3 protein-coding genes are annotated in these 1,841 nt (G+C 30.9%); all 3 read left to right on the top strand.

Annotated features, from left to right (window positions below; translation table 11 throughout):
* Positions 1-1,129 (top strand): serine hydroxymethyltransferase (glyA, locus tag AMN70_RS01090; RefSeq protein ID WP_075501173.1); only part of this gene is annotated, 1,129 nt, incomplete at its 5' end.
* Positions 1,126-1,584 carry a transcriptional regulator NrdR gene (gene nrdR, locus AMN70_RS01085; RefSeq protein ID WP_075501172.1) on the top strand — a complete coding sequence of 153 codons (459 nt, stop codon included), beginning with the start codon at positions 1,126-1,128 and terminating at the stop codon, positions 1,582-1,584. The genes glyA and nrdR, both read left to right, overlap by 4 nt.
* Positions 1,565-1,841, top strand: a 277-nt coding sequence (locus AMN70_RS01080) for a deaminase (RefSeq protein WP_256998014.1), incomplete at its 3' end; no start/stop codon positions are given. The genes nrdR and AMN70_RS01080, both read left to right, overlap by 20 nt.

Genomic DNA, 1,841 nt, shown 5'->3' with positions numbered 1-1,841 from the left:
TTTGACAAATAAATATGCAGAAGGTTATCCTGGTAAAAGATATTATAACGGATGTGAGCATGTAGACGTTGCTGAACAATTAGCTCTAGAAAGAATAAAAAAACTTTTTAATTGTAAATATGCAAATGTACAACCCCATTCGGGAGCTCAAGCAAATGGAGCAGTATTTTTAGCCTTATTGAAACCTAACGATACATTTATGGGAATGAGTTTAAATTCAGGAGGTCATATTACTCATGGATTAAAGATTTCTATGTCAGGAAAATGGTTTAATGCAATTAGTTATGATGTAGATAAGAATTCTGAACTAATTGATTATGACAATGTTGAAAAATTAGCTTTAGAACATAAACCAAAACTTATTATTGCAGGAGGTAGTGCTTATTCTAGAGTAATTGATTTTAAAAGATTTAGAGAAATAGCTGACAAAGTTGGAGCTTATTTAATGGTAGACATGGCTCATTTCTCAGGCTTAGTTGCAGGCAGAGGTTATCCTAATCCATGTGATTATGCTCATGTTGTAACATCTACAACACATAAAGTTTTTAGAAGTGCGAGAGGCGGTATAATACTTTCGAATGATATTGATCTTGGTAAAAAATTTGATACCGCTGTTTTTCCTGGTTATCAAGGTGGTCCTTTAATGCATATAATTGCTGCTAAAGCAGCAGGTTTTTTTGAGGCATTAAAACCTGAGTTTCAAACTTATATTAAGAATGTTTTAGCAAATGCAAAAATATTAGCCGAAACATTAAAAAATAACGGTTTCAAAATTTATTCTGGAGGAACCGATACTCACTTAATGTTAGTTGATTTAAGACCTTTTAATGTTAAAGGAAATACTGCTTCAGAAAGTTTGTGTAGAGCTAATATAACTTGTAATAAAAATGGTATACCATTTGATACAGAAAAACCTATGATTACCTCTGGAATAAGATTAGGTTCTCAAGCAGCTACAACAAGAGGATTTGGTTTAAAAGAATTTGAAAAAGTTGGTGAATTAATAACAAAAGTTATTAAAGGCTTATCTGAAAATCCAAATGACAACAGTAAAATTGAGGATGAAGTTAAAGAAGAAGTTATCAATTTATGCTCTTCTTTTCCAATTTATAAAAATTTAAATAAATGATTTGTCCTTGTGAAAAAAAAGGTGAGACTTCAGTTGTAGACTCGCGACCAACTGAAGATGGTACCGCTATAAGAAGAAGAAGACTTTGTTCATGTGGAGAGAGATTTACTACTTTTGAAAGAATTCAATATAGAGAGCTAATGGTAGTTAAAAAAAATGGAAGAAAATCAACATTTGATAGAGATAAACTTGCGAAATCTATTTATATTGCTTTAAAGAAAAGACCTCTAGATTCCGAAACAGTTGAAAAATTTATAAGCCGAATATCAAGATCTTTAGAAGAACTTGGTCAAAGTGAGATTTCAAGTAATACAATTGGAACAATGGTAATGGAAGGTTTAAAAGAACTTGATCCAGTTGCATATGTAAGATTTGCCTCTGTGTATAGGAACTTTAGAGAAGAAAAAGATTTTGTGCAATTTGTGGACAAAATAGATGTCTTCAAAAAAAGATAAATTCACATTAAAAGATAAAAATTTTATGAGACTTGCTTTAAATTTAGCAAGAGCTCGAAAAGGATTAACTGGTGATAATCCATCAGTAGGTTGTGTAATAGTTAAAAATAATAATTTATTATCTGTTGGTCAAACTGGTCTTAACGGAAGACCTCATGCTGAAATTAATGCGATTAATAATTCTTTTGAAGATTTGTCGGGTTCAAAAATGTATGTAACATTAGAACCTTGTAATCATTTCGGAAAAACGCCACCTT

The organism is Candidatus Pelagibacter communis (assembly GCF_001179925.1).
Classification (GTDB): domain Bacteria; phylum Pseudomonadota; class Alphaproteobacteria; order Pelagibacterales; family Pelagibacteraceae; genus Pelagibacter; species Pelagibacter ubique_E.
Note: the sequence above shows the minus strand (reverse complement) of the source record. Positions and strands in the feature narration are given on the sequence as shown.

What these genes read in the sequence shown, in the direction of transcription:
- nrdR (WP_075501172.1), top strand. Translation starts at nt 1,126, where the DNA reads ATGATTTGTCCTTGTGAAAAAAAAGGTGAGACTTCAGTTGTAGACTCG.